This window comes from Pseudomonas sp. AP19, assembly GCF_001728855.1.
Classification (GTDB): Bacteria; Pseudomonadota; Gammaproteobacteria; order Pseudomonadales; family Pseudomonadaceae; genus Aquipseudomonas; species Aquipseudomonas fluorescens.
Genome location: NZ_LXJP01000048.1, coordinates 1 through 25,768, shown reverse-complemented (window position 1 = coordinate 25,768; position 25,768 = coordinate 1). Strand labels below are relative to the sequence as shown.

Below are 25,768 nucleotides of genomic sequence, written 5' to 3'. Positions count from 1 at the left end.
TCTACTCAGCTATCGTTAACCTGTGGTTCAATGAGAAATCATCAATCATTAAGTAAAATTGAATGATTTCCATCGAAGACCTGCGCCTGGCAGTTACGCTTGCCCGCTCTGAGTCGCTGAGTGCCGCTGCCAGAGCCCTGAATGTTTCACCTCCGGCGCTTTCCATGCGCCTGCGTAAACTGGAGGCGCTGCTGGGGCTGACCCTGGCTAACCGCGACGCACGGCGGCTCAGCCTGACGGCCGATGGTGAGCGGTTCTCGCGCGAGAGTGCGGTCTTGCTGGAACAACTGGAGTCGCTTCCAGAGTCTTTCAAGCAAAAGGACGAAAGGCTGGTTGGCACATTGAGGTTGGCGGCCCCGTTTGGCTATGGTCGACAGCGCATTGCACCATTGTTGGCACGTTTTGCAAGGCTGCATCCGCAGCTTTGCCTGCACCTGGATTTGCGCGAGACACCCTGGCCTGATCGCCATGACAGCGACGCAGTCATTCACATCGGCCACCTCAACGACAGCCTGTGGACGGCCAGGCAGCTCACGCAAAACGAGCGATGGTTATGCGCCAGCGAAGCCTATCTGCACGAACAGGGTGTGCCGGTGTCGCCAGACCAGCTCGCTGCCCATCGCTGCATTTGCATCCGTGAAAATGATGAGGATGTCACGCTCTGGCATATGCGTAAGGGGCAGGCGCGTAAAACCCTACGCATCGAACCGGTATTGTTGAGCAATGATGGAAGCGTTGCCCGGCGTTGGGCCGAGCAAGGCTTGGGGTTGGTGCTGCGTTCGCAGTGGGATGTCAGTGATGCAATCGCCAGCGGCAGCCTGATACGGGTACTGCCGGAGTGGAGCTTCGACAGCGCACCGGTCAACTTGCTGGTGCCTTCGCGCAAACTGCGCAGTTCGCGTGTGCAGGCTTTGGTGGCTTTTCTGGAAGACGCGTTGAAAACCTGACAACCGACTGAACATGCCGGCTCACTTCACTGCATAGACCTTGCGTACATAGACTGTGCTGGTCCAAGCGCACGGCGCGCCTTTTGCCACAAACACCGTGTCACCGGTGTTGATCGTCACCTCGCCACCCTCGGCATCTTGCAGGGTGACGCTACCTTCAAGCAGATACATCAACTCATGCAGTTTGTGCGGGCGGCCGTGCCGGGCGTAGGGCGTCGAGTCCCAAATGCCGACGCGCAGTTCTGTGCTGGCATCATCAAACAGATTAAGCGCCCGGCACTGTGGGGGAGGGCCGATCAGGATTTGCGGTTCCGGTGCGGCAGAGGGGTTGAGCAGGGCGCGCGGGTCGAGCCACGTCAAGCCGTGCTGCCGGGGGGCATCGGCCAGGTCGACAGCGCAGAACGCCCATCGGCTGCCCGCGCTCGCCTGCACCGAGAGGCGTGTGCCACGGCCGATCACGGCACTGTCGCCGACCTTCAGGTCTACGTGCTGGTCTGCCGTGTGCAGCACTACATGGCCGGCGTGAACCACCAGCGTCTCGCTGTGGGGGAAGTCTTCGATCGCGGCGTCGCCGCTGAACTGCACCAAGCCGGCGGACACCCCATCGTCGCCCAGCCAGGCGAGTTGGCGCGCATCGCCGAATGGATCGAGCGCGCTCAGGGCAGCCGTGTTCAACGGCGTGGTAACGCGGCTACCGTCGGCGCGCGCCAACAGCAGGATACGGGGAGATGACATGGGCACTACTCCATAAGGAAAATCAGCCGATCGCTTGGGTGATCAGCGCAAAAGGGTGTACGCCTTGGCTGGCCTGGGGCGGTTTGCCCTTGGCCATCTGGGTGACGGTGTCGATGTGCTTCAAACCGGCTTGTTCGAGCCAGTCACTGAGGCCGCAATCGGCGGGGATATCGATGCGTACGAAGGCGTCCGGTACCCGCGCCAGTAATTCGCTGATCAGGTGTTTTGCCTGCTCGAGGTTTTCTGCCACCACCGGGCCGATGCAGCGTCCACGACCAAAGGGGCGCAGCAGGGCAAAGCCGCGCAACTTGCCCTCGCGATCAATCCCCATGGCGTGCTCTACCTGCAGTTCCGGCAACACTTCACGGCGGTCCAGGCCGCTGCCGGCATTGGCGAGGGCCAACAGCGTGGCATGGTCATCGGCGCGTAACGCACGGCAGGTTTCGCCAGCGTCCAGGCCCTCCAGGGCGGGCACGCGCACTTGGCCTTGATGCTGCTGCACCTGCCCAAACTCGACAAACCCCTGGCTTGCATAAAGTGGCGCACCCGCGAGGGTGGCGTTGAGAATCGGCGTGCGCGCCTGGCAGGCGTCGAGCGCCTTTTCCATCAAGCGGCGTCCAATGCCCTGGCCTTGGTAGTCATTACTGACGATCACCAGGCCAATGGTTGCGTAATCACCCTGAGGGCAGGTGAAGGCGCTGCCGATCAGGCGCTCGCCGTCCAGCACCACGAAGCCGTCGCTGACCCGTTGCAACATCGCCCAGTCTTCCAGGCGGTGGGGCCATTTGAGCATGACCGATAAGGCATGGGCGGCCGGCAGGTCGGCGACCGTCATCGGACGGTAGACATAAGCAGGGTGTGGCAGGGCGGACATGGCGAGTCTCCATGGAAGGTTGTTTTTTGCATCATGAGCGCGTCTGTATCCCACCTGCCATACAGGCTGGCAAGAGGGCCTGGAATATTCGGCAGATTCCGTGTGCGGCACCCCACATCACCACAGTTACTACTTAATTGCGTCGCGAGGTCAGCAGCAAATGCCAGGGGTTTTTCCAGGCGCGGCCGGCCGGAATTCAGGGGCGAAGCGGCTGGTATCGGCGCAGGCTTGCGCTCTTCTCTATAGCGCACTGTCCATTCGCTGACGCGCGTGATCGGCCAACCGCACAAAATACTGCTTGCAGCACAGTGACTGCTGCCCGCCATGCCCTTTCTTGAGCCTCGCTACCTCCAAAGGCCCATAAAAGCGCATAAAAGCGGGGCCTGCCCAAGCCTGGCGCGCACCGCAAACTCTGCTGAGGCCAGCCACCAAAACGGTGGTTTGTATTGAGCGCAGGTCGTTTTAGACGTCATATGCTGATTTCACAGTGGTGTAATGAAGCTGTGCTGCAACGAGGCCGACGTGCCACCAGGGCAGCGAACGCTTGTCACAATCAACGAACTTCAGGACCGCACTCAATGAGCTTTCTTCGCCCCAAATTCATTACGTTCGACTGCTACGGTACGCTGACCAACTTTCATATGGGCACCATGACCCGCGAAATTTTCGCCGACCGCATCACCCCAGAGCAGATGGACCAGTTCGTCAAGGATTTCTCGGCCTACCGCCTCGATCAGGTGATGGGCGACTGGAGGCCGTATGACGAAATCCTCAAGACGGCCCTGGCCCGTACCTGCAAGCGCTGGGGTATCGAGTATCGCGAGGAAGGCCAACTGTATTACGACGCCGTGCCGACCTGGGGCCCTCATGCGGACGTGCCGGCCGGCCTGTCGAAGATCGCCGACAAGATCCCCCTGGTGATCTTTTCCAATGCCAGCAACAGCCAGATCATGTCCAACGTCGACAAGCTCGGCGCGCCGTTCCACAAAGTATTCACTGCCGAACAGGCCCAGGCTTATAAGCCGCGCCTGGCCGCTTTCGAATTCATGCTCGACAACCTTGGCTGCGGCCCGGAAGACATCTTGCATGTGTCTTCGAGCTTCCGTTATGACCTGATGCCGGCCCATGACATGAAGATCAAAAACAAGGCGTTCGTTGCCCGTGGCCATGAAGTGCCCGGCAATGCGTTCTACGGTTACCAGCAGATCCCCGATATCGGCGGGCTGCCAGCGTTGGTCGGTCTGTAACAGCACACCAAGGGGTAAGACATGGGCAGTGAATCCTATTGGCTCGACACCGCACCGGCGTTTACCGGGGCCCGGCTGGGCGACTTGCCCAAGCAGGTCGATGTAGCCGTGGTCGGTGGAGGGTTCACCGGCCTGGCGGCGGCGCGGGCGTTGGCGCGTAATGGCGCCAGTGTGGTCGTGCTGGACGCCGGCCGGGTGATCGGCGAAGCCTCGGGGCGCAACGGTGGGCAGTGCAATACCGGCGTGGCCCAGGACTATGCCGGGTTGCACGCCAGCCTCGGTGCCGCCAAGGCGCGTGCTTATTACCAGGCCTATGAAAGTGCGGTGCAGACGGTGGTTTCGCTGGTCGAGCAGGAAGGGATCGCCTGTGACCTGGTGCGCAACGGGAAGCTCAAGTTGGCGGCCAAGCCCCTGCATTACGAAGGACTTGCACGCACCTGTGAGCTGATTCGCCAGGAGGTCGACGCCGATGTTGAGTTGCTCAGCGCCGAACAGACGCACGCTGAAGTCAACTCGGCGCAGTTCCATGGCGGTTTGCTGCAACGCAACGGTGTGCAAATGCATGTCGGCCGTTTTGGTGTCGGCTTGGCCGAAGCGGCCGTGCGGCGTGGCGCAATGATTTATGAGCACACCCAGGTCAACCACTGGAAGGCCCAGGCGGGCGGCTATCAAGTCACTAACGCCAAGGGCTCGCTGCATGCCGGGCAAGTCTTGCTGGCCACCGGTGCTTGCCAGCATGGCGACCTCGGCTGGTACCGCCGGCGGATTGTCCCGGTAGGCAGTTTTGTCATCGCCACTGAAGTCTTGTCCCAGGCCCTGATCGACCAGTTGCTGCCACAGCATCGGGCCTATGTGACCAGCCGCATGATCGGTAACTATTTTCGCCTGACGCCGGACAACCGCTTGCTGTTTGACGGTCGGGCACGGTTCGCCATGTCGGACAGCGTCTCCGATGCCAAGAGCGGCAAGGTGCTGCACGCCGCGATGTTGAACATGTTCCCGCAGTTGGCGGGCGTGAAGATCGACTACTGCTGGGGCGGTTTGGTGGACATGACGTCCGATCGCCTGCCCCGCGCAGGCCAGCATGGCGGGGTGTTCCATTCGATGGGCTACAGCGGCCATGGCGTGCAGATGTCGGTGCACATGGGCCAGGTGATGGCAGAGGTGATGGCTGGCAACGCAGCCGCCAACCCCTGGCGTGAGCTCGAATGGCCGGCGATTCCCGGGCACTTCGGCAAACCCTGGTTCCTGCCGTTCGTGGGTGCCTATTACCGCTTCCAGGATTATTTGCACTGAGTTGCCGTTGTTGCGTCACCGTCGTTTGTTTTTTCAGGACGCTCCGGACATCCGTGAGCACTCGATTCTTCCGATTATCGACAGGTAGCTTTGATATGACTGACAACAAAAACACCCCCGAGCTGATCTCCGGCCAGGAGAGCCTGCGGGTATTCGAAAGTCTCAACCGTGGTATGTCGCGCCGCAATGCCCTGCAAATGCTCGGTGTTGCGGGTGTGGCCGCCGCCGGTGCCGGCAGTCTGTTCAGCGCCGCCGGTAAGGTGTTTGCCGATGACGCGCCTGTCGCAGGTAAAGGCAAGCCGGGGGGCAAGATTCGTGTCGCCGGTATGTCCACGTCTACCGCCGATACCCTTGACCCCGCCAAGGGCGCGCTGTCTACCGACTATGCGCGCCACTACATGTTCTATAACGGCCTGACCCGATTCGATAAACACCTGGTGCCGCAATTGGAGTTGGCCGAGCGTATCGAGAATACCGACGCCACCCTGTGGACCATCACCCTGCGCAAAGACGTGACCTTCCACAACGGCAAGACGCTGAGCGCTGCCGACGTGGTGTTCACCCTGAACCGGCACAAGGACCCGCTCACTGGTTCCAAGGTCATGCCGTTGATGGAGCAGTTCGCAGAGATCAAGGCCAGCGGCCCGAGCGAAGTGCAGATTCGCCTCAGCGCGCCAAACGCCGAGTTGCCGTCGATCCTGGCGGTGTCGCACCTGTTGATCGTCCCTGAGGGCACCACCGACTTCAATAAAGGCATCGGTACCGGGCCGTTCACCGTGGGTGAATTCAAACCGGGGGTGCGTTCGATTGCCGTGCGCAACAAGAACTACTGGAAACCGGGCTTGCCGTACCTGGACGAAATCGAATTCATCGCTATCGCCGACGAGCCGTCGCGGGTCAACGCGCTGCTGTCGGGCGACGTACACATGATCAACGAGGTCAACCCACGTTCCACCACACGTATCGCTGCCAGTGCCAAACACCGGGTCGTGGATGCGCCGTCCGGCAACTACACTGACTTGATCATCCGCCAGGATCAGTTGCCCGGCAAAAGCCCGGAATTCACCCAGGCGATGAAGCTGCTGCTGGACCGTGAGCAAGTCAAGTCCGCAGTGTTCCGTGGCTTTGCCGTGGTCGGCAACGATCACCCGATTGCACCGGGCTCGCGCTACTTCAACAGCGACTTGCCGCAGACGGTCTACGACCCGGAAAAAGCCAAGTTCCTGCTGAAGAAAGCCGGTATGGAAAGCATCACCATGCCCGTGATGGCGTCACCCGCTGCGACCGGTTCGGTGGACATCGCCGTGCTGTTGCAGCAGTCGGCGAAACAGGCCGGGCTCAAGCTTGACGTCAACCGCCTGCCCAGTGACGGCTACTGGTCAAACCACTGGATGAAGCACCCTTTGAGCTTCGGCAACATCAACCCTCGGCCGAATGCCGACGTGATGTTTTCGCAATTCTTCCAGTCCAAGGCGCCGTGGAACGAGTCCGGCTGGCAGAACGATCAATTCGACCAGTTACTGATGTTGGCACGTGGCGAGACCGACGACGCCAAGCGCGCCAAAATGTATGGCGACATGCAGACCCTGGTTCACGACCACTGTGGCATCGGCGTGCCGGTATTTATCAGCAACATCGACGGCGTCGACCAGCGCATCAAAGGCTACGACACCAACCCGCTGGGTGGTTTCATGGGTTACATGTTCGCCGAGCAGGTGTGGTTGGACGCTTGAGGAGGGCAGTGCGATGAATAGCCATACACTGTGGTTGATCTGCCGGCGCTTTGGTGCCGGTGCGGTGACCTTGTTGATCGTGTCCATGGTCGTTTTTGCGATCACGGCAGTACTGCCGGGGGATGCTGCACAACAATCCCTTGGCCAGTTCGCGACCCCTGAACAGGTGGCGGCGCTGCGCCTGAAACTGGGGTTGGACCAGCCTGGTGTGTTGCGGTACTTGCACTGGTTGATGAGCCTGCTCACCGGCGACATGGGGGTGTCGGTGTCCAATGCGATGCCGGTGGGTGAATTGATGGCGGGACGAGTGCCCAACACCCTGATGTTGGCGGGTGTCACGGCGCTGGTTTCGGTGCCGTTGGCGCTGGTGCTGGGCATCGGCTCGGCGATGGGCCGGGGTGGGCGCATCGACAGCTGCCTGAGCTTTGTCACCCTGGCGATGGTTGCGGTGCCGGAGTTTCTGGTGGCAACCCTGGCCGTGCTGATTTTCGCGGTCAACCTCGGTTGGTTATCGGCACTGTCGTATGCCAGCGACATTACCTCACCCCTGCAATTCATGCGTACCTATGCCTTGCCGGTGATGACGCTGTGTTGCGTCATCATCGCGCAAATGGCGCGCATGACGCGCGCTGCGGTGATCGATCAGCTCGACAGCCCCTACGTCGAAATGGCGCGCCTCAAAGGCGTCAGCCCCATACGTATTGTGCTGCGCCATGCCTTGCCCAACGCCATCGGCCCGATTGCCAATGCCATCGCCCTGAGCCTGTCGTACCTGTTGGGCGGGGTGGTGATCGTCGAAACCATCTTCAACTACCCCGGCATTGCCAGCTTGATGGTCGACGCCGTGACCAACCGCGACATGGCGCTGGTGCAGGCTTGCACCATGTTGTTCTGCGTGGCCTACCTGGGCCTGGTGCTGCTCGCCGACCTCTGCGCAATCCTGTCCAACCCGAGGCTGAGAAACCAATGAACAATCTCATTGCCAAGTCAAAGCCTGTGTCCTCAGCCCTGGCACTCGCCAAAGTCTCCAGCGCTCCGTCGTGGTTGGGGCTGGTGGGAGCATTGGTGTGCGTGGCCTGGTTGCTGGTGGCGCTGTTTGGCCCCTGGCTGGCGCCACACCCTGTGGGTGAAGTGGTGTCCGATAACATTTTCGAAGGCTTTAGCCTCGCCCACCCGTTTGGCACCGATTACCTGGGCCGCGACATGCTTAGCCGGGTGTTGGTGGGCGCCCGGTTCACAGTCGGGCTGGCGCTGGTCGCGGCGTTACTGGCCAGCGCCCTGGGCACCGGTTCTGCGTTGTTGTCGGTGGTCGCACCCAAGTGGCTGGACGAAGTCATCAGCCGCATCATGGACGCGTTCATTTCGATCCCCAGCAAAATGCTTGCACTGATCATGGTCTCGGCCTTTGGGTCGTCAGTGACGCTGCTGATCTGCACCGCCGTTATCAGCTATATCCCGGGTGCGTTTCGCGTCGCCCGCAGCATGGCGGTCAACATTGAAGCCCTTGAGTACGTGCAAGTCGCCCGTACCCGAGGCGAGCGCCGGTTATACGTGGCGTGCATGGAAATCCTGCCGAATATGCTCAACCCCGTATTGACCGATCTGGGGTTGCGCTTCGGCTACATCGTGCTGTTGCTCAGCGGCATGAGCTTTCTGGGCCTGGGCGTGCAACCGCCAGACGCGGACCTTGGCTCCCTGGTACGGGAAAACATCGGCGGCCTCAACCAGGGCGCGCTGGCCATCATCATTCCAGCGCTCGCCATTGGTACGTTGACCATTGGTGTGAATTTGCTGATCGACCATCTGTCGTCCCGGCGTAGTCGACGTATGGGAGGCCATTGAAATGAGTGAATTGATTCGCGTTGAAGACCTGCGGGTGGTCGCCTGTGGCGAGCGTGGCGAGGTTGAAATCGTCAAAGGCGTGAGTTTTTCCCTGAAAAAAGGTGAAGTGCTGGCGTTGATCGGTGAGTCCGGCTCGGGCAAGACCACCATCGCCCTGGCGCTGCTCGGTTACGCGCGGCGGGGCTGTCGCTTATCCGGCGGAGTGGTGCAAGTCGGTGAGCACGACATGCGTGCCCTGAGCGAAAAGCAGCTGCAAGGCCTGCGTGGCAACCGGGTGTCCTACATCGCGCAAAGCGCTGCGGCGGCGTTCAATCCGGCGAAAAGACTCATCGACCAAGTCGTGGAGGGCGCGTTGATCCATGGCCTGGGCACTCGGGCCGAACTGCAAGCCAAAGCCATCGGGCTGTTCCGCGACTTGGCGCTGCCCGACCCGGAGCGCATCGGCCGACGCTATCCGCATCAGGTCTCTGGTGGGCAACTGCAACGGGTGATGGCGGCGATGGCGCTGATCAGCGACCCGCTTCTGGTGGTGCTCGACGAGCCCACTACGGCGCTCGATGTGACCACCCAGATTGACGTGCTGCGCGCCTTCAAGCGGGTGGTGCGCGAGCGGGGTACCACGGCCGTGTATGTCTCTCACGACCTGGCCGTGGTGGCGCAAATGGCTGACCAGATCGTGGTACTCAATGGTGGGCAGATCTTCGAACAGAGCGCCACGGCGCCGCTGCTCAAAGCCCCGACCCATGAGTACACGCGCAGCTTGCTGGCAGCCGCGCGCCCTGACACCACCATCCGTCCGCCGTGCGGGATTGCCGAAGATGTACCGCTGCTGACCATCCGCGGCCTCACCGCTGGCTACGGCAACAAGAACCTGCAAGGCATGCCGTCGATCCGGGTACTCGAAGACATCGACCTTACCGTGCGACGCGGCCAGGCCATTGGGGTGATCGGCGAGTCGGGCTCCGGCAAGTCCACCTTGGCCCGCGTGGTTGCGGGGCTGCTGACCCCGGCCCTCGGCGGGCTGACATTCGATGGCCAGCCCTTGGGTGGCAGCCTGTCCGAGCGCAGCCCCGAGCAGTTTCGACGGATTCAAATGGTGTTTCAAAATGCCGACACCGCACTGAACCCCATGCACAGCGTGGCGACCATACTCAGTCGGCCGCTGAAGATGTATTTCGGCCTCAAAGGCGCGGCGTTGCAAACGCGGATTGGCGAACTGCTCGATCTGGTGCGCCTGCCCCGCGCAATGGCCGAGCGGCGCCCCAATGAGCTGTCTGGAGGGCAGAAGCAGCGGGTCAACCTGGCGCGGGCGCTGGCCGCCAAGCCCGACCTGATCCTTTGCGATGAAGTGACCTCGGCCCTCGACACCGTGGTGGGCGCGGCGATTCTCGAACTGCTGCGCGACTTGCGTCAGGAGCTTGGCGTTTCCTACCTGTTTATCAGCCATGACATCTCCACGGTACGTGCGCTGTGCGACGACATTGTGGTGATGTACAGCGGCCATAAGGTTCAGGCCGGCAGCCGCCAGTCGTTTGCCGAGCCGCCGTTTCATCCCTACACCGACGTGTTGATCCACTCGGTACCTGAGCTGCGCCAAGGTTGGCTGGAAACCTGCGGCGCCTCCGGTGGCGCGTTGCCCCCCATTGGCGCGCGCGCCAATGTGCCGGAACTCTGTACGTTCCTCAATCGCTGCCCGGTGCGGGTCGACGGCTTGTGCAACCTCACCGCGCCGAGCCGCCGCAGCCTGGAGAACGGTGGTGAAATTCTCTGCCATCACGACACGGCCCAATTGCTGAACACTCAGCAGGGTATTAACACCATGACGTTGGGAGCCTATGCATGAAAGGGCGTTTTGTGAGGTTGGCCGAACAGGCGCGGCCGACGGTCAGCCTGACCGTGGATGGCGCACCCATCGAGGCTTTGCAGGGCGACACGTTGATGGTCGCCTTGCTGACGCAGGGCAGCACGTTGCGGCAGTCGGAGTTCGACACCGGCCGTCGCGCAGGCTTCTGCCTGATGGGGGCGTGCCAGGACTGCTGGGTGTGGACCCGCAGCGGCGAACGCTTGCGTGCCTGCTCTAATGAGGTCCGCGAGGGCCTGGATATTGTCACCACACAACCGGAGGCGAAATGGCCACTGCACGGGTAGTCATCGTGGGCGCGGGTCCGGCGGGCATTCGTTGCGCCGAGACGCTGGTGAACGCCGGCATTACACCGATCCTGATCGATGAAAATCGCCGCGACGGCGGGCAAATCTATCGCCGCCAACCCGAAGAGTTTACTCGCGACTATACGACGTTGTACGGCAGCGAAGCCGCCAAGGCCCAGGACTTGCACCAGAGTTTCGATCGCCTGCGCGGCGCGATTGATTACCGCCCCGACACGTTGGTGTGGAACCTCACGCCGGGGCAATTGTGCTGCGTCAGCCAGGGCCGCCATAGTACGGTGGATTACGACGCGTTGATCCTCTGCACTGGCGCTACCGACCGCTTGATGCCCATTGAGGGCTGGCAACTGGCGGGTACCTATAGCCTCGGAGGTTCGCAGATCGCGCTGAAAAACCAGGCGGTATCGATTGGCCACAACGTGGTGTTCATGGGCAGCGGGCCTTTGCTGTACCTGGTCGCCAGCCAGTACGTAAAGGCGGGCGCGACGGTGGCGGCGGTGTTGGATACGTCGCCGATGCGCCTGCGTATCAAGGCTCTGCCCAAGCTGCTGGCGCGCCCCGGCTTGCTGTTCACGGGAATCAAGCTGCTGGCGCAACTGTACCGGGCCAAGGTCACGGTGCACCTGGGTATCAAGCCGTTGCAGGTCCTGGGCGATGCCGCAAGCGGCGTCAGTGGTGTGCGGTTCAACACCGCCAACGGGCGAACCCTGACCGTGGAGGCCGACGCTGTGGCGCTCGGTTATCACTTGCGCCCGGAAACCCAACTGGGCGACCTGGCCGGCTGCAAGATGGCGTTCGATGAGCCTTCAAGCCAATGGTGGCTGTCGGTGGATGAAGCCGGACGCACTTCCGTAAAGGGTGTGTACGCGGCCGGCGACGGTTCGAAAATTCGCGGCGCCGATGCGGCCGAGCACGCCGGGCGACTGGTGGCGCTGACCTTGCTGGAGGATTTTAAACACCCTTTCGATACAGGGCTGCGCGACGCGCAACGCCTGGCGCTGGATGTGATGGACCAGTTTCGCCTTGGGTTGGCGCAGGCGTTCCCCTGGCCCAGCGAACAGGCCAAGGCCCTGCCCGACAGTGCGATTGTGTGTCGCTGCGAGATGATCAGCGCCGGCGATTTACGTCGCGTAGTCAGTGAAAAAGGCGCCTGTGAAGTGAACCGCGCCAAGGCGTTCAGTCGGGTTGGCATGGGCCGTTGCCAGGGCCGTTATTGCTCCCAGGCGGGGGCGGAAGTGATCGCGGCCGCTGCTGGCGTACAGGTTCGGGAGGTGGGCCGCCAGCGTGGCCAGGCACCCGTCAAACCGTTGTCGATGCTCACCGAGGAGGTCGCTCCATGAGCGTGCAAAAAGCAGACGTGGTGATTGTGGGTGGTGGCCTGATGGGCGCGGCGAGCGCCTTCTTTTTGCGCTGTCGTGGCCAATCGGTAATCCTGCTGGAGCGCGATCAGATCGGCCAATACGCCAGCGGCGTCAACTTCGGCAACGTGCGGCGGCAAGGGCGCTTCCTCGGCCAATTGGCCCTGGCCAACCGTTCCTGGGCGCTGTGGAAACGTTTGCCCGAACTGATCGACGACGACCTGGAATTCATCGCCAGCGGGCACATGCGCGTGTGTTATCGAGAAGATGAAATTGCTGAACTTGAGGCCTACGCTGCCGCACCTGAAGCGGCGCAACTGGACCTGAAAATCTATCGCGGCGCCGAACTGCGCCAACGCTTCGGCTTTCTTGGCGCGCAGGTCAAGGGCGGCTCCTACGCGCCCCACGACGGTCATGCGAACCCGCGTTTGGCCGCACCGGCGTTTGCCCGCGCGGCGAGGCGCCTGGGTGCGCAGATTGAGGAGCGCACTGAGGTCGCCGAGGTCCAGAAGGTAGGCGGCGATTTTCACGTCACCACCACCGACGGCCGCCAGTTCCATGCCGCGCAGTTGTTGATCACTGCCGGTGCCTGGGGCCAGAAACTCTCGGCGCAGTTCGGCGAACCGGTGCCGCTGGATACCCATGGCCCGCAAATGGCCGTTACCGAGCCGGTGCCGTATGCGTTGCCGACCGTGATCGGCGTGTACACCAAGATCCCTGAGGAAGTGATTTACTTCCGCCAGATTCCCCGTGGCAATATCGTTATCGGCGGCGGTTACCGCAGCAAGCCGGACATGCTCAACCGTCGTGCTCAGGTCGAGCCGCGCAGTATTCTCAACCAGGTCAACCAGATGCGCCGGCTGCTGCCCGGTGTCGGCAACCTCAACATCATCCGCGTATGGAGCGGCATTGAAGGCTACCTGCCAGACGCGTTGCCGGTGATGGGCCCCAGCGGAACCGTCGATGGGCTGTTCTACGCCTTTGGTTTTTGTGGCCACGGGTTCCAATTGGGCCCAGGGGTCGGCGATGTGATGGCCGAATTGCTCAGTACCGGCAGCACCAGCACCCCGATCGAGCCATTCTCCATCACCCGCTTTGCCCACCTTGCCGCACAACGGAGCCAGGCCTCATGAAACCGCGCGTTCTCGAGATTCTCACACAGCTGATGGCGTTCGACACCGTGTCGTCGGTGTCGAACATGGCCCTGATCGACTACGTACGCGAGCTGTTGGCGACCAAGGGCATCGAGTCGTTGATCGTACGCGACGAAAGCGGCAAGAAGGCCAACCTGTTTGCCAGCACCGGCCCCAAAGACCAGCCCGGCGTGCTGCTGTCCGGGCACACTGACGTAGTGCCGGCGGCGGGGCAGGCCTGGACCTTTCCCGCCTTCGCCGCCACTGTGCAGGACGGGCGTATCTACGGCCGCGGCAGTTGTGACATGAAAGGTTTTATCGCCCTGGCCATCGACGCGATGCTCGATGCAGCGGATCATCGCCTGAGCCGCCCGTTACAACTGGCGTTGTCCCATGATGAAGAGATTGGTTGTGTGGGCGTGCGACGCTTGCTTGACGTGTTGCACCTGGCGCCGGTGCGCCCGTTTCTGTGCATGATCGGTGAGCCGACCAATATGCAGTTTGTGCTGGGCCACAAGGGCAAAGGCTCTTACCGCACTTACTGCCGCGGCCTGGAAGCCCATTCATCGCTGGCGCCGCGATCAGTGAATGCGATCCACGTCGCCTGTGACTTCATCGGCGCCCTGCGCGAGAGCCAGCAGCAGTTGCAACGCCACGGCGCCCAGGACAACGACTACGACGTGCCCTACAGCACCGTGCATGTCGGGCAGATTGTCGGCGGCAAGGCGCTCAATATCGTGCCCAACCTGTGCACCCTGGATTTTGAGGTGCGCAACCTGCCGGCAGACGACCTCGATCAGTTCCTGGACCAGATGCACGAGCGCGCTGAAGTGATCGTGCGTGAGGCGCAGAAGCTCTCCAGCGTGGCGGCCATCGAAATTGAAACCGTCAACGTCTACCCGGGTCTCGACACGCACCCCAGTGTCGAAGCAGTGCGCTTCCTCAAGCAATTTGCGGCGCCGGACACGGGCACCTCGAAAGTTTCGTTCGGCACTGAAGGCGGCCTGTTCAAGCAGCGTCTGGATGTGCCGGTGGTGGTGTGCGGGCCGGGCTCCATCGAGCAGGCGCACAAGCCGGATGAGTTTGTCGAGATCAGCCAGATGGAAGCCGGCGAGCGCTTTTTACAAGGGTTGCTGGGTTCGTTGAAAGGCTAGGCGCGTGCTGGTAGAGCCTGCCGTCGCGGGTTGATTTTCAGCACGCGACACTGCTGGAAGCACGCTTTCAGCATCCTCACCCGCGACACCTGCCTAGACTGGAGACTGTCTCGGATCAGGACTCGACCATGCTCAAGAATCGTTTGAAAGACCCCAGCCTTCTGGCAGAACTCGCCTATGTGAACGGGCAGTGGATTGGCGCCGACAATGCCGCGACCCTGGACGTCATCGACCCGGCCAGCGGCCGATTGCTCGCCCGGGTCCCGGCCATGCAGGGCGCGGAAACCCGCCGGGCCGTCGAGGCTGCCGACAAGGCCTGGCCCGCCTGGCGCGCACGCCCGGCGGCCGAACGTGCCGCGTTGCTGGAGCGCTGGTACCAAGCCATGATCGACAACCTCGACGACCTGGCGCTGATCATGACCTGTGAGCAGGGCAAACCGCTGAACGAAGCCCAGGGTGAAATCCGCTATGGTGCCGGCTTCGTCAAATGGTTCGCCGAAGAGGCACGGCGGGTCTACGGCGAAACCATACCGGCCCCCAGCGGCGACCGTCGCTTGCTGACCCTCAAGCAACCGGTGGGCGTCTGCGCGGCGATCACACCGTGGAATTTTCCGAACGCAATGATCACCCGCAAGTGCGCGCCAGCCCTGGCTGCCGGTTGCCCGATCATCGTCAAACCGTCCGACCTCACCCCTTTGTCGGCATTGGCCCTGGCGGTGTTGGCCGAGCGCGTCGGCATCCCGGCCGGTGTGTTCAACGTCTTGACCGGAATGCCTGCTGGCATTGGCGAAGAGCTGACCAGCAACCCGACGGTACGCAAGATTTCCTTTACCGGTTCAACTGCCGTCGGCCGCCTGTTGATGCGCCAGAGTGCCGAACACATCAAGCGCCTGAGCCTGGAATTGGGCGGCAATGCCCCGTTCATTGTGTTTGACGATGCGGACCTGGAGCAGGCCGTGGCCGGTATTATGCTCAGCAAGTTCCGCAACGCCGGCCAAACTTGTGTCTGTGCCAACCGGATTCTGGTGCAAAACGGCATTTACGAACGCTTTGCTCAACGGCTGGTTGAAGAGGTGGGCAAGCTCAAGGTGGGCAATGGTCTCGACACCGGCGTCACCATCGGCCCGCTGATCAACCTGGCAGCCGTCAACAAAGTCACTCGGCACATCGATGATGCGCTGAGCCAGGGCGCGCAGTTGCTTTGCGGCGGGATTCCCGAGGGCAGCAGCCTATTCGTCCAGCCCACAGTCCTTGGCGACACCCACGCCAGCATGTTGTTGGCCAACGAAGAAACCTTTGGCCCGGTCGCGCCGTTGATGCGGTTCACCGATGAAGCCGAAGCCCTGGCGCTGGCCAACGCTACACCTTACGGCTTGGGCGCTTACTATTTCACTCAGGACCTTCGCCGGTCATGGCGGTTCGGTGAGGCACTGGAGTTCGGCATGGTCGGGCTCAACACCGGCATCATTTCCATGGAAGTCGCGCCGTTCGGCGGCATCAAGCAGTCAGGCCTGGGCCGAGAAGGCAGCAAGTACGGCCTGGATGAATACCTTGAAGTCAAAGCCTTCCACATCGGCGGGCTGTCATTCACAGACAGCGGGAGCCACGTTAGATGAGCAAGGTATTCAGAATTGCCGCGATTGCCGGCGATGGTATTGGCAAGGAAGTCCTGCCGGAAGGCTTGCGGGTGCTGGAGCAGGCCGCGAAGACATGGCAGCTGGATTTAAGCATCGAAGTGCTCGATTGGGCGCACTGCGATTACTACTTGGAACACGGTCAGATGATGCCCGACGACTGGTTCGAACAGCTCAAGGGTTTCGACGCGATCTATTTCGGCGCCGTGGGCTGGCCGGACAAAGTGCCGGACCACATTTCCCTTTGGGGCTCATTGCTCAAGTTCCGCCGCGACTTCGACCAGTACGTGAATATCCGCCCGGTTCGGCTGTTTCCAGGCGTACCGTGCCCATTGGCCGGGCGCAAACCGGGAGACATCGATTTTGTGGTGATCCGCGAGAACACCGAAGGTGAGTACTCCTCGGTTGGCGGCAAAATGTTCGAAGGCACCGAGCATGAGTTCGTGCTGCAAGAGTCGGTGTTCACCCGTCGCGGGGTGGACCGGATTCTGAAGTTCGCTTTCGACCTGGCACAGACCCGGCCGCGCAAACGGCTGACCGCAGCGACCAAATCCAACGGGATTTCCATCAGCATGCCGTACTGGGACGAGCGCACGGCGTTGATGGCCACGAAGTACCCAGAGGTGACTTGGGACAAGCAGCACATCGACATCCTGTGCGCACGGTTTGTGCTGCAGCCGGACCGGTTTGATGTGGTGGTGGCATCGAACCTGTTTGGCGACATTCTTTCCGACCTGGGGCCAGCCTGTGCCGGCACCATCGGAATCGCGCCTTCGGCCAATCTCGATCCGCAGCGGCGGTTTCCGTCGTTGTTTGAGCCCGTGCATGGCTCGGCACCGGATATCTACGGGCAGAACATTGCCAACCCGATTGCGATGATCTGGTCCGGCGCGCTGATGCTGGACTTCCTGGGTAACGGGGATGAACGTTATCGCGCGGCACACGACGGGATTCTGCAGGCGATCGAAGAGGTGATTGGGCAGGGGCCGATTACCCCGGACCTGGGCGGGAAGGGCTCGACTCAGGATGTGGGGCTGGCGATTGCGGCGAAGCTGCGCTAAGTACCCACAAACCGGCGATGCCCTGCATTGCCGGGTCCCTTAATACCCTTGGCGCCGATCTACCTCACCCAGCATCGGCTCGCCGCGCTGGTGGCGCCGGATATTTTCCAACAACACCCCAAAAGCCGTTTGTGGTTGGGTCATCGCTGCAATATGCGGTGTCAGTGCGATCTGCGGGTGGCCCCAAAAAGGATGATCTGCCGGTGCCGGCTCTTGCTGCAGCACATCCAGCACCGCGCCGCTGAGCTGCCCGCTGGCCAGCGCCTCAAGCAAGTCGTTTTCCACCAGGTGCCCGCCACGGCCCATGTTGATCAGGGCCGCGCCCCGTGGCAGTTGGGCGAATAACTGCGCGTCGAGAATGCCTTGGGTCTGTTCCGTCAGCGGCAGCACGCACAGCAGAATATCGCACTGGCTGAGGAAGGCGGACAGTTGCTGTTCACCGGCGTAGCAGTCCACGCCTGGCACTTTGTGGGCACTACGGGCCCAGCCAGACAAGGCAAAACCGAGCGGCTTGAGGGTGGCCAGAATTTGCTGCGCCTGGGTGCCCAGCCCCATCACGCCGACACGCCGGCTCACCGCGGGTTGCAGTAAATGCGCCTGCCAGCAGCGTGCTGTCTGCTGCTGGCGGTAAAGCAGCATATCCCGGTGCAGGCTGAGCACGGCCCAACTGGCGTACTCGCACATGCCTTGGGTGATGCCCGGGTCCAGCAGGCGCACCACCGGCAGGTGCGCCGGTAAGCGGTCGAGGTCCAGTTGATCGACCCCGGCCGACAGGGCAAACAACACTTTTAGATTGGGCAACAGCTGTTCGAGATCATCCGGGGCCTGCCAGGCGGCCAGGTATTCGATCTCATCAGGGGCGCCGATCTCTGGCCAGGCGCGCCACTGAATATCCGCTGCGTGTTCGGCAAACAGTGCCTGCCAGTGTTGGCCGCGCACCGGGTCAGCTTTGTAGAGCAAGGCCATGGGCATTTCCTGTCGGGTAAAGAGAGTGTTCATCATCGCTCAAGCCCGGCGCAGGATCTGTTGAAAGGAAGGGGCAAAACAGTCGATCCGAATTTCTCACGGGGCAAGTTCGGCTTAGTTGGTTTCGTACACGTCGTAACCTGAACACCATCGCAACCACCTTCCGGTTGCCGGACTCACGATGGGAAATGCCATGAATAGCAAAGTCGACGAAACCCCTCATTTGCTCCGCCAGCGCGATCAATTCGTGCCTCGTGGGCTGGTCACTGCTCACCCCTTGGTGATCGATCGCGCCCAAGGTGCCGAGTTGTGGGATGTGGACGGCAAGCGCTACCTGGATTTCGTCGGCGGCATCGGCGTGCTGAACATCGGCCACAACCACCCGAAAGTGGTCGCGGCAGTGCAGGCGCAACTGCAGAAAGTCTCCCACGCCTGTTTCCAGGTGGTCGCCTACACACCTTATCTGGACCTGGCCCAGCGCCTGTGCGAAATGATCGGTGGCAAGGAGGCCTATAAAGCGGCGTTTTTCACTTCTGGGGCCGAGGCCGTGGAAAACGCAGTGAAGATTGCGCGTGCCCACACCAACCGTTCGGCTGTGATTGCCTTTCGTGGCGGTTTCCATGGGCGCACCTTGCTCGGTACGACGCTGACGGGGATGAGCCAGCCGTACAAACAGAATTTCGGGCCGTTCGCACCGGAGGTGTTCCATACACCCTATCCGAATGCCTATCGCGGCGTTACCAGTGACATGGCCCTCGCGGCACTCGACGAGTTGCTCGCCACCCAGGTGGCACCAGAGCGGGTCGCGGCGATCATTATTGAACCGGTGCAGGGCGACGGTGGTTTCCTGTCGGCGCCGGTGGCGTTCCTCAAAGGGCTGCGCGCGTTGACCGAAAAACACGGCATTGTGCTGATCCTCGATGAAATCCAGACTGGTTTCGGCCGCACGGGCAAGTGGTTCGGCTTCCAGCATGCCGGCATCCAGCCCGACCTGGTGACTGTGGCCAAGAGCCTGGCCGGCGGCTTGCCGTTGTCGGGTGTGGTCGGCAAGGCCGCGATCATGGACGCGCCGTTGCCCGGTGGCCTGGGCGGTACCTATGGCGGTAACGCCTTGTCTTGTGCGGCGGCTCTGGCGGTGATCGATGCCTTCGAGGAAGAACACTTGCTGGCGCGCGCTGAAACGCTGGGCGAGCGTTTGCGTCAGGGTTTGCTGAGCTTGCGCAGCCGTCATCCGCAAATCGGTGACGTGCGTGGCACCGGGTTCATGCTGGCCATCGAGCTGATCAAGAACGACGAGGCGCGCACACCAGACGCTGACCTCAATCAGCGGCTGATTGATGAAGCGCGCAAAGGTGGTTTGCTGGTGATCAAGTGCGGCGTGTACCGCAACGTATTGCGCTTCCTGGCGCCCCTGGTCACCACCGAGGCTCAGGTCGACGAAGCCTTGCAGATTCTTCAGGGCGCTTTGGCACGGGTCTTGAACTGAGCCAGTACCCGCGCGAGCCGTTATGGAGCACGAGTGAATAAAATGCATCATTGGAGGCTTGACCCACCATGGGGCTGACAACGTATCGAGCGTTGCTGATTGATTGCGACGAAGTGCTGGTGGACCGGGATTCGGGCGTCTGGACGGCCTTGCAGCCGTTGCTCGACAGCCGTGGCGGCCAGCCGCAAAAAGAACAGGTGTTGGCCGAATACAATACGGTGGTGGCGGCGCTCTACCCACGCTTTGCTGAGCTAGGCTTCAGTGGTGTGCTGTGCTTTGCCCATCGCCAACTGGCGGCGGGCTGGGGCTTGCAGGCCAGTTGGGAGGAGGGCATGAGTTTTGCGCGTTCAGCCGGCAACTGGTCACTTTTCGAGGACGCGCCAGGCGCTATGCTGTACCTGCGCAAGTTCTACCGGTTGCTGGTACGCGGCGACCGCGATGCGGAAGATCGCGCCCTGTTATGTGAGCGCCTGGGAATCGCGCTGGAGGATTTCATCTCCCTGGCCGAAGACCCTGAATGGCTTAATCACCCAGCGCTGCAAGCAGAGCCTGTGCTGCATGTGACGCGAGCGTCTGTCGGCGCAGTCGGGGGGGCGGACCGCTGTTTGATTGGCCGTCAGCGTGCCAGACAGCCCACGCCGTGTGCGGCGGATTACTGCATCAACAGCATGGCGGATCTGGTGGCTCAGCATCAGCTGTCTTTACGGCGCTGATTTTGCTAGAAGATTGTCTTACAAATGGCAGTCAAGAGGTACGCAATGGAAGGACTAGTGAAACTGGACCGGATTGACATCAGCATTCTGGTCGAGCTGCAAAAGGACGGCCGGATGACCAACGTCAGCCTCGCCGATGCCGTTGGCTTATCGGCCAGTCCCTGCCTTCAACGCGTCAAGCGGCTGGAGTCGGCCGGGTATATTTCCAGCTACAAGGCACACTTGAACCTGGCAAAGATTACCGATTCGGTCACGGTATTTACCGAGATCACCCTCAGCGATCACAAGCGGGAAGACTTCGCCAAGTTCGAGTCCAACATTCGTCTGGTGGATGAAGTGCTCGAATGCCATTTGATCAGCGGTGGCTACGATTACCTGGTGCGCTTCATGACGCGCAGCATTCAGCATTATCAGGAAGTGGTCGAAAGCCTGCTGGACAAGAACATCGGCATTTCCAAGTACTTCAGCTACATCGTCATCAAGTCGCCCGTGCTTAAAGACGGCGTCCCTCTGCGCAAACTGCTGCGGCACTGAGACACACCCACCGCATAACGCACCCGGAGCTGCCTGCAAAGAGGCCGTCCGGGTGGTCTTGTCTCGGCAATACCTTGGTGTTGCACGCTCATGCATGGGCGCCGCTAAACGCCTCGTTTCGACGAGAGGCTCGGTTTAGAAACGCCCTATTTCGAGCACCCGCAGTCAGCTCATGGGTACGCGCGTCAATGGGTTGTGACAACTGCGGATCCGCATTGATCAGTCCCAGCTTAATGCACCGCCGGTCTGGTACTCAATCACACGGGTCTCAAAGAAATTCTTCTCTTTCTTCAAGTCCATAATCTCGCTCATCCACGGGAACGGGTTAGTCGTGCCTGGGTACTCTTCCTTCAACCCAATCTGCGACAGGCGACGATTCGCGATGAACTTCAAATAGTCCTCCATCATCGCCGCATTCATACCCAACACGCCGCGCGGCATGGTGTCGCGTGCGTACTCGATCTCCAGCTGCGTCCCTTGCAGGATCATCTGGGTCGCTTCTTCCTTCATCTCGGCATCCCACAAGTGTGGGTTTTCGATTTTGATCTGGTTGATCACGTCGATACCGAAGTTCAGGTGCATCGACTCGTCGCGCAGGATGTACTGGAACTGCTCGGCGACACCGGTCATTTTGTTGCGGCGGCCCATGGACAGGATCTGGGTGAAGCCGCAGTAGAAGAAAATGCCTTCGAGGACGCAGTAGTAGGCGACCAGGTTGCGCAGCAGTTCTTTGTCGGTTTCGACGGTGCCGGTTTCGAACTTCGGATCGGAGATCGAACGGGTGTACTTCAGGCCCCACGCGGCTTTTTTAGCCACCGATGGGATCTCGTGGTACATGTTGAAGATCTCGCCTTCATCCATGGCCAGCGATTCGATGCAGTACTGGTAGGCGTGGGTGTGGATCGCTTCTTCGAAGGCCTGGCGCAGGATGTACTGGCGGCACTCCGGGTTGGTGATCAGGCGGTACACGGCCAGCACCAGGTTGTTCGCGACCAGGGAGTCGGCGGTGGAGAAGAAGCCGAGGTTGCGCATGACGATGCGGCGTTCGTCGTCGGTGAGGCCTTCGGGGTTTTTCCACAGCGCGATGTCGGCGGTCATGTTGACCTCTTGCGGCATCCAGTGGTTGGCGCACCCGTCGAGGTACTTCTGCCAGGCCCAGTCGTACTTGAAGGGCACGAGTTGGTTGAGGTCGGCGCGGCAGTTGATCATGCGCTTTTCGTCAACGGCGACGCGGGCGGCGGAGCCTTCGAGCTCAGCGAGGCCTTCGGCGACGTCGAGTTTGTCCAGGGCGGCCTTGGCGCGCACGATGGCGGCGGAGTCGTTGGCTGTCACGTTGCGCGCTTCCAGGGCGGCAGCGGCGCCGGCACCGTCGAGACGGTCCATGTTCGCTTCGCTGGCATGGCCGGCGTTGGCGCCTTTGATCACCGCTGCACCGGTGTCTTCGTTGTCGACTTCGTCCCAACTCAGCATTGAAATACTCCTTCCTGGTCTGTTCTGACGGCGTTTGAGGCCGTCCAAAAATAGGCGATTTGCAGGCTACTCGGCATTGAAATACTGCGCGTAGTGTGGTCGGTAATTACCGATGCTGCACACTATGTAGTGGTCTGTTCTGTTTGTGGGCACACTATATGGTGTGTGATACAGCAGGTCAACGGCGCAAACGGGCATCGATCGTCGCAGGGGCCATGAGCAAAACTCACAGCCCTATGACTTTTAATGGTTACGGCCGCCTCAACGGCCAGTGCTAAAACTCGCCAACAAGCTCCCCATAACAACAACGAGCGTTTGCGAAAATGAAAGCACTTGATCTGTACATCGGCGAAGGCTTCGAAGGCCCAGGCGTCAATGCTGCCCACATCAATATCCTGATCGGCCCACGCAATGGTCCTGCCGGCCAAGCGTTTGCCAACAGCCTCGCCTCTCCAAGCCAGGGCCATTGCCCGTTCATGGTGATTGCCCAGCCGAACATCCCGGTCAAACCCATGACTCTCTACGTCAACAAGGCCGCCATCGACAGTGACCTGCACGGTAATGCCACCTGGGGCGCGTCCCAGGCCGGGATCGCCAAGGCGGTGCTCGAAGCCTTGCTCGACGGTACGTTGCCGCCGGAAGCCGAAGACGAGTGGGCCATCGTTACCGCCAACTGGGTCAACCCGGCCTGCGATGACCTGGACGCCGTCTACCTGAATAACTACAACGCCTGCCGCACCGCGATCCGTGCCGCCTTGACCGGCACACCGTACACCGCGCAGTTGGCCGACGTGGTCAACCACATCAGCAACCCTTTCTACACGCCCAAGGCCTGAGGAGACTGCCATGCACTACATCCGTTTGGGCAACTCCGGCCTGCAAGTCTCGCGCCTGTGCCTGGGCACCATGAACATGGGCACCCCGGATTGGAAACCGTGGATCTTTGATGAGAAGCAAAGCGAGCCGATCGTCGCGCATGCTCTGGACAACGGCGTCAACTTCATCGACCTGGCTGACTTTTATTCGGCGGGCGTCGGTGAAGAAGTGGTTGGGCGCATCCTCAAGCGCGTGGCACGGCGTGAAGACATTGTGGTCACCACCAAAGTCGGTTACGGCACCCGCCATGGCATCAACGCCAGCGGCCACTCGCGCAAGCACATCCTGGACAGCATCGACGCGTCCCTCAGCCGGCTGGGCATGGATTACGTCGACGTGTTCATGTTGCATTACTTCGATGTGAACACGCCGGTCGAAGAAACCATGGCTGCGATGAACGACATTGTGCGTGCCGGCAAGGCGCGTTATATCGGCGTATCGACCATGCTCACCGGCCAGTTGGCCAAGATCCTCATGGCCTGCGAGCGCAATGGCTGGGTCAAGCCGATCAATATGCAGCTGCAATTGAACTGCGCCTACCGTGAAGAAGAGCGCGAGATGATCCCGTTCTGCCGCGACCAGGGCCTGGGTGTCTCGGTGTTCAGCCCGCTGGCCCGTGGCTTGCTCACCGGCGAAGTGCAGTCGACCCGCAACCAGACCGACTTCTTCACCCAGCAGATGTACAGCGACCAGGCGTCGTTCGACATTGCCCATTCGGTGCAACGCGTGGCACGCGCCCGCGGTGTATCGAATGCGCAGATCGCCCAGGCCTGGGTCGCCAATCATCCCGGTGTCGATGTGATGCTGGTAGGCGCCGACACCACCGCGCAATTTGACAGCGCACTCGCGGCCCTCGACACCCAGCTGGATGCCGAAGAGTTGCACGAACTGGAACGCAACTACACCCCGTGCGATGTGATCAACGACTACACCGCCGGCAAGCGCATCCTGCGCGAGGCCCGCCCAGGCCTGGACCGTTTCAACCTGATTGAGGCCGTGGCATGAACCCGCTGATCCGTACTGGCAACTACATAGATGGCCAATGGTCCAGCGGTGGACCGACCTACCCGGTGCTCAACCCGGCCAATGGCGCCTTGATTGCAGACGTCCAGCGCGCCGGCGCGCAAGCCACCGACCTGGCCATCCATGCCGCCAACCGGGCTTTGCCGGCCTGGCGCAAGCTCACCGCCAAGGAGCGCAGCCAGCGCCTCAAGCGCTGGAGCGACCTGATGCTCAGCCACCAGAAGGACCTGGCCCAACTGCTGAGCCTGGAACAGGGCAAACCCTTGGCCGAAGCGATGGGCGAAGTGGTCTATGCCGCGAGTTTTCTGGAGTGGTTCGGCGAAGAAGCCAAGCGCGCCTATGGCGACGTGATCCCGAGCCACAAAGCGGATGCACGCATCATCGTGACCAAGGAAGCGATTGGTGTGGTGGCGGCCATCACCCCGTGGAACTTCCCGCTGGCAATGGTCACCCGCAAAGTCGGTCCGGCGCTCGCGGCCGGTTGCACCATGATCCTTAAACCCTCGGAAGAAACCCCGCTGTCGGCATTTGCCCTCGCGGTGCTGGCTGAGCAGGCGGGCATTCCGGCGGGTGTGTTCAACATCGTCTCCGGTGACGCCGTGGCCATTGGCGGTGCCCTGCAAGCCTCCAGTGTGGTGCGCAAACTGTCATTCACCGGCTCCACCCGCACCGGCAAGCTGCTGATGCGCCAGGCCGCCGACACGTTGAAAAAAGTCTCGCTGGAACTGGGCGGCAACGCGCCATTCATTGTGTTCGACGATGCCGACCTGGAGGCCGCCGTCAAAGGTGCCATGGCGTCCAAGTTCCGCAACACCGGGCAGACCTGTGTGTGCGTCAACCGCTTCTTTATCCAGGACGGGGTGTACGAGGCCTTCACCGGCAAACTGGCAGAGGCGGTCAGCGCGATGCGCGTGGGCAGCGCGTTGGACGGCGAAACCGAACAAGGCCCGCTGATCAACGCGGCGGCACTGGCCAAGGTTGAAGCCCATGTCGGCGATGCGCTGGAGAAGGGCGCCAAACTGCTGTGCGGTGGTCGCCGCCATGCGTTGGGCGGCACTTTCTTCGAACCCACTGTCCTCACTGAAGCCCATGGCGATATGTTGATCGCCCAGGAAGAAACCTTTGGCCCGGTGGCGGCGTGCTTCCGTTTCAAGGATGAGGCCGAGGTGCTGCAGCGCGCCAATGACACGCCGTTTGGGTTGTCTGCGTACTTCTACAGTCGTGATATCGGCCGGGTGTGGCGCATGGCTGAGGGCCTGGAGGCCGGCATGGTGGGTATCAACGAAGGGATTATCTCTACTGAAGTCGCGCCGTTTGGCGGTATCAAGGAGTCCGGGCTGGGTCGTGAAGGTTCCAGGTATGGGCTGGATGATTATCTGGAGATCAAATACTTGTTGATGGGGGGCTTGTAAGACAACGTCGCTCTAAGATGGGCGCTGGCTTGGCTGCGATAGCGGGGTGTTGGGGGTGTCGGGGGTGTTGGGGTGTTGGTGTGCATATCCGTTGCTGCGGTAACGGCG

23 protein-coding genes are annotated in these 25,768 nt (G+C 61.3%); 19 read left to right on the top strand and 4 right to left on the bottom strand.

Features of this window, described 5'->3' with window-relative positions; genetic code table 11:
• Positions 1 to 62 precede the first annotated feature (62 nt).
• On the top strand, positions 63 to 947 hold the full coding sequence (locus A7D21_RS26095; RefSeq protein WP_053256293.1) for a LysR family transcriptional regulator: 885 nt from the start codon (positions 63 to 65) through the stop codon (positions 945 to 947).
• A gap of 21 nt (positions 948 to 968) precedes the next feature.
• Here A7D21_RS26095 and A7D21_RS26090 read toward each other — a convergent pair whose 3' ends face one another.
• Together A7D21_RS26090 and A7D21_RS26085 are read right to left on the bottom strand one after the other, a co-directional pair.
• Positions 969 to 1,682 carry a cupin domain-containing protein gene (locus A7D21_RS26090; protein WP_053256292.1) on the bottom strand — a complete coding sequence of 238 codons (714 nt, stop codon included), beginning with the start codon at positions 1,680 to 1,682 and terminating at the stop codon, positions 969 to 971.
• A 22-nt stretch (positions 1,683 to 1,704) separates the two neighbouring features.
• A complete protein-coding gene (locus A7D21_RS26085) occupies positions 1,705 to 2,556 on the bottom strand; it encodes a GNAT family N-acetyltransferase (RefSeq protein ID WP_069553042.1) in 852 nt (283 codons plus the stop codon).
• 578 nt (positions 2,557 to 3,134) lie between these two features.
• On the opposite strand from A7D21_RS26085, the gene A7D21_RS26080 reads away from it, so the two are divergent.
• The 12 genes from A7D21_RS26080 (at position 3,135) to A7D21_RS26025 (ending at position 17,180) form a co-directional block, all read left to right on the top strand.
• Entirely contained in the window at positions 3,135 to 3,803 is a 669-nt protein-coding gene (locus tag A7D21_RS26080) for a haloacid dehalogenase type II (protein ID WP_053256290.1), read from the top strand.
• Between the two features lie 21 nt (positions 3,804 to 3,824).
• Positions 3,825 to 5,099: an FAD-binding oxidoreductase gene (locus A7D21_RS26075; RefSeq protein WP_069553041.1), complete on the top strand. Its 1,275-nt coding sequence runs from the start codon at positions 3,825 to 3,827 to the stop codon at positions 5,097 to 5,099.
• A 95-nt stretch (positions 5,100 to 5,194) separates the two neighbouring features.
• Complete coding sequence (locus A7D21_RS26070; RefSeq protein WP_053256288.1) at positions 5,195 to 6,832, top strand: ABC transporter substrate-binding protein; 1,638 nt, start codon at positions 5,195 to 5,197, stop codon at positions 6,830 to 6,832.
• Positions 6,833 to 6,845: 13 nt separating this feature from the next.
• A complete protein-coding gene (locus tag A7D21_RS26065; protein WP_069553040.1) occupies positions 6,846 to 7,802 on the top strand; it encodes an ABC transporter permease in 957 nt (318 codons plus the stop codon).
• Positions 7,799 to 8,674: an ABC transporter permease gene (locus A7D21_RS26060; protein WP_053256286.1), complete on the top strand. Its 876-nt coding sequence runs from the start codon at positions 7,799 to 7,801 to the stop codon at positions 8,672 to 8,674. Before A7D21_RS26065 ends, A7D21_RS26060 begins: the two co-directional genes overlap by 4 nt.
• A 1-nt stretch (position 8,675) precedes the next feature.
• Complete coding sequence (locus A7D21_RS26055) at positions 8,676 to 10,517, top strand: ABC transporter ATP-binding protein (protein WP_053256285.1); 1,842 nt, start codon at positions 8,676 to 8,678, stop codon at positions 10,515 to 10,517.
• On the top strand, positions 10,514 to 10,822 hold the full coding sequence (locus A7D21_RS26050; RefSeq protein WP_053256284.1) for a (2Fe-2S)-binding protein: 309 nt from the start codon (positions 10,514 to 10,516) through the stop codon (positions 10,820 to 10,822). Before A7D21_RS26055 ends, A7D21_RS26050 begins: the two co-directional genes overlap by 4 nt.
• Positions 10,804 to 12,180 carry an NAD(P)/FAD-dependent oxidoreductase gene (locus A7D21_RS26045; protein WP_069553039.1) on the top strand — a complete coding sequence of 459 codons (1,377 nt, stop codon included), beginning with the start codon at positions 10,804 to 10,806 and terminating at the stop codon, positions 12,178 to 12,180. Before A7D21_RS26050 ends, A7D21_RS26045 begins: the two co-directional genes overlap by 19 nt.
• On the top strand, positions 12,177 to 13,331 hold the full coding sequence (locus A7D21_RS26040) for an FAD-binding oxidoreductase (protein ID WP_053256282.1): 1,155 nt from the start codon (positions 12,177 to 12,179) through the stop codon (positions 13,329 to 13,331). Before A7D21_RS26045 ends, A7D21_RS26040 begins: the two co-directional genes overlap by 4 nt.
• Positions 13,328 to 14,485, top strand: a complete 1,158-nt coding sequence (gene argE, locus A7D21_RS26035; protein ID WP_053256281.1) for an acetylornithine deacetylase — start codon at positions 13,328 to 13,330, stop codon at positions 14,483 to 14,485. Before A7D21_RS26040 ends, argE begins: the two co-directional genes overlap by 4 nt.
• A 128-nt stretch (positions 14,486 to 14,613) precedes the next feature.
• A complete protein-coding gene (locus tag A7D21_RS26030) occupies positions 14,614 to 16,101 on the top strand; it encodes an NAD-dependent succinate-semialdehyde dehydrogenase (RefSeq protein WP_069553038.1) in 1,488 nt (495 codons plus the stop codon).
• Positions 16,098 to 17,180, top strand: coding sequence for a tartrate dehydrogenase (locus tag A7D21_RS26025; RefSeq protein ID WP_053256279.1), 1,083 nt, complete (start codon positions 16,098 to 16,100; stop codon positions 17,178 to 17,180). Before A7D21_RS26030 ends, A7D21_RS26025 begins: the two co-directional genes overlap by 4 nt.
• A gap of 39 nt (positions 17,181 to 17,219) precedes the next feature.
• Here A7D21_RS26025 and A7D21_RS26020 read toward each other — a convergent pair whose 3' ends face one another.
• Positions 17,220 to 18,146 (bottom strand): glyoxylate/hydroxypyruvate reductase A, encoded by a 927-nt coding sequence (locus A7D21_RS26020; RefSeq protein ID WP_053256278.1) that lies wholly within the window; start codon positions 18,144 to 18,146, stop codon positions 17,220 to 17,222.
• A gap of 193 nt (positions 18,147 to 18,339) precedes the next feature.
• Here A7D21_RS26020 and gabT point away from each other — a divergent pair, with 193 nt between their 5' ends.
• The 3 genes from gabT (at position 18,340) to A7D21_RS26005 (ending at position 20,879) form a co-directional block, all read left to right on the top strand.
• Positions 18,340 to 19,632, top strand: a complete 1,293-nt coding sequence (gene gabT / locus A7D21_RS26015) for a 4-aminobutyrate--2-oxoglutarate transaminase (protein ID WP_069553037.1) — start codon at positions 18,340 to 18,342, stop codon at positions 19,630 to 19,632.
• Positions 19,633 to 19,700: 68 nt separating this feature from the next.
• A complete protein-coding gene (locus A7D21_RS26010; RefSeq protein WP_053256276.1) occupies positions 19,701 to 20,345 on the top strand; it encodes a 2-haloalkanoic acid dehalogenase in 645 nt (214 codons plus the stop codon).
• A 45-nt stretch (positions 20,346 to 20,390) separates the two neighbouring features.
• Positions 20,391 to 20,879, top strand: a complete 489-nt coding sequence (locus A7D21_RS26005) for an Lrp/AsnC family transcriptional regulator (protein WP_003174918.1) — start codon at positions 20,391 to 20,393, stop codon at positions 20,877 to 20,879.
• A 219-nt stretch (positions 20,880 to 21,098) separates the two neighbouring features.
• Here the strand turns inward: A7D21_RS26005 and A7D21_RS26000 are convergent, their stop codons facing one another.
• Positions 21,099 to 22,349 carry a ribonucleotide-diphosphate reductase subunit beta gene (locus tag A7D21_RS26000; protein WP_034108883.1) on the bottom strand — a complete coding sequence of 417 codons (1,251 nt, stop codon included), beginning with the start codon at positions 22,347 to 22,349 and terminating at the stop codon, positions 21,099 to 21,101.
• A 323-nt stretch (positions 22,350 to 22,672) separates the two neighbouring features.
• Between A7D21_RS26000 and fae the strand changes: the two genes are divergently transcribed.
• The 3 genes from fae to A7D21_RS25985 are packed head-to-tail and all read left to right on the top strand — an operon-like array spanning position 22,673 to position 25,660.
• Entirely contained in the window at positions 22,673 to 23,185 is a 513-nt protein-coding gene (fae, locus tag A7D21_RS25995; protein ID WP_053256275.1) for a formaldehyde-activating enzyme, read from the top strand.
• A gap of 10 nt (positions 23,186 to 23,195) precedes the next feature.
• Positions 23,196 to 24,230: an aldo/keto reductase gene (locus A7D21_RS25990; RefSeq protein WP_053256274.1), complete on the top strand. Its 1,035-nt coding sequence runs from the start codon at positions 23,196 to 23,198 to the stop codon at positions 24,228 to 24,230.
• Entirely contained in the window at positions 24,227 to 25,660 is a 1,434-nt protein-coding gene (locus tag A7D21_RS25985; RefSeq protein ID WP_053256273.1) for an NAD-dependent succinate-semialdehyde dehydrogenase, read from the top strand. The genes A7D21_RS25990 and A7D21_RS25985 overlap by 4 nt, the downstream gene beginning before the upstream one ends.
• The last annotated feature ends 108 nt before the right edge of the window (positions 25,661 to 25,768 follow it).

What these genes read in the sequence shown, in the direction of transcription:
- A7D21_RS26095 (WP_053256293.1), top strand. Translation starts at nt 63, where the DNA reads ATGATTTCCATCGAAGACCTGCGCCTGGCAGTTACGCTTGCCCGCTCT.
- A7D21_RS26090 (WP_053256292.1), bottom strand. Translation starts at nt 1,682, where the DNA reads ATGTCATCTCCCCGTATCCTGCTGTTGGCGCGCGCCGACGGTAGCCGC.
- A7D21_RS26085 (WP_069553042.1), bottom strand. Translation starts at nt 2,556, where the DNA reads ATGTCCGCCCTGCCACACCCTGCTTATGTCTACCGTCCGATGACGGTC.
- A7D21_RS26080 (WP_053256290.1), top strand. Translation starts at nt 3,135, where the DNA reads ATGAGCTTTCTTCGCCCCAAATTCATTACGTTCGACTGCTACGGTACG.
- A7D21_RS26075 (WP_069553041.1), top strand. Translation starts at nt 3,825, where the DNA reads ATGGGCAGTGAATCCTATTGGCTCGACACCGCACCGGCGTTTACCGGG.
- A7D21_RS26070 (WP_053256288.1), top strand. Translation starts at nt 5,195, where the DNA reads ATGACTGACAACAAAAACACCCCCGAGCTGATCTCCGGCCAGGAGAGC.
- A7D21_RS26065 (WP_069553040.1), top strand. Translation starts at nt 6,846, where the DNA reads ATGAATAGCCATACACTGTGGTTGATCTGCCGGCGCTTTGGTGCCGGT.
- A7D21_RS26060 (WP_053256286.1), top strand. Translation starts at nt 7,799, where the DNA reads ATGAACAATCTCATTGCCAAGTCAAAGCCTGTGTCCTCAGCCCTGGCA.
- A7D21_RS26055 (WP_053256285.1), top strand. Translation starts at nt 8,676, where the DNA reads ATGAGTGAATTGATTCGCGTTGAAGACCTGCGGGTGGTCGCCTGTGGC.
- A7D21_RS26050 (WP_053256284.1), top strand. Translation starts at nt 10,514, where the DNA reads ATGAAAGGGCGTTTTGTGAGGTTGGCCGAACAGGCGCGGCCGACGGTC.
- A7D21_RS26045 (WP_069553039.1), top strand. Translation starts at nt 10,804, where the DNA reads ATGGCCACTGCACGGGTAGTCATCGTGGGCGCGGGTCCGGCGGGCATT.
- A7D21_RS26040 (WP_053256282.1), top strand. Translation starts at nt 12,177, where the DNA reads ATGAGCGTGCAAAAAGCAGACGTGGTGATTGTGGGTGGTGGCCTGATG.
- argE (WP_053256281.1), top strand. Translation starts at nt 13,328, where the DNA reads ATGAAACCGCGCGTTCTCGAGATTCTCACACAGCTGATGGCGTTCGAC.
- A7D21_RS26030 (WP_069553038.1), top strand. Translation starts at nt 14,614, where the DNA reads ATGCTCAAGAATCGTTTGAAAGACCCCAGCCTTCTGGCAGAACTCGCC.
- A7D21_RS26025 (WP_053256279.1), top strand. Translation starts at nt 16,098, where the DNA reads ATGAGCAAGGTATTCAGAATTGCCGCGATTGCCGGCGATGGTATTGGC.
- A7D21_RS26020 (WP_053256278.1), bottom strand. Translation starts at nt 18,146, where the DNA reads ATGGCCTTGCTCTACAAAGCTGACCCGGTGCGCGGCCAACACTGGCAG.
- gabT (WP_069553037.1), top strand. Translation starts at nt 18,340, where the DNA reads ATGAATAGCAAAGTCGACGAAACCCCTCATTTGCTCCGCCAGCGCGAT.
- A7D21_RS26010 (WP_053256276.1), top strand. Translation starts at nt 19,701, where the DNA reads ATGGGGCTGACAACGTATCGAGCGTTGCTGATTGATTGCGACGAAGTG.
- A7D21_RS26005 (WP_003174918.1), top strand. Translation starts at nt 20,391, where the DNA reads ATGGAAGGACTAGTGAAACTGGACCGGATTGACATCAGCATTCTGGTC.
- A7D21_RS26000 (WP_034108883.1), bottom strand. Translation starts at nt 22,349, where the DNA reads ATGCTGAGTTGGGACGAAGTCGACAACGAAGACACCGGTGCAGCGGTG.
- fae (WP_053256275.1), top strand. Translation starts at nt 22,673, where the DNA reads ATGAAAGCACTTGATCTGTACATCGGCGAAGGCTTCGAAGGCCCAGGC.
- A7D21_RS25990 (WP_053256274.1), top strand. Translation starts at nt 23,196, where the DNA reads ATGCACTACATCCGTTTGGGCAACTCCGGCCTGCAAGTCTCGCGCCTG.
- A7D21_RS25985 (WP_053256273.1), top strand. Translation starts at nt 24,227, where the DNA reads ATGAACCCGCTGATCCGTACTGGCAACTACATAGATGGCCAATGGTCC.